At 64.3% G+C, this 230-nt stretch carries 1 protein-coding gene; it reads right to left on the bottom strand.

Annotated features, from left to right (window positions below):
* Positions 1-230, bottom strand: a 230-nt coding sequence (locus JR064_RS22980) for an AMP-binding protein (RefSeq protein ID WP_206231256.1), incomplete at both ends; no start/stop codon positions are given.

The following is a 230-nucleotide window of genomic DNA, read 5'->3' as shown; positions in this document are numbered from 1 at the left end:
GCCGCCAGATCGGCCAATTCGTCGCCATCGGCCACCAGCACCGTGCGGTTGCCGGCCATCAACGGCAAGAACAGGCTCGTGATCGTGGCATCGAAGCTGATCGAGGAATGCACCGGACTTCCGCTGCCAAGGTCCGCATGGTAGGTCGCCGCGGCCCACTGCAGGTAATTCATCAGCCCGCGATGCGCGATCATCACGCCCTTGGGCCGGCCGGTCGAACCGGAGGTATA

It is taken from the genome of Xanthomonas bonasiae, assembly GCF_017163705.1.
GTDB classification, from domain to species: Bacteria; Pseudomonadota; Gammaproteobacteria; order Xanthomonadales; family Xanthomonadaceae; genus Xanthomonas_A; species Xanthomonas_A bonasiae.
Note: the sequence above shows the minus strand (reverse complement) of the source record. Positions and strands in the feature narration are given on the sequence as shown.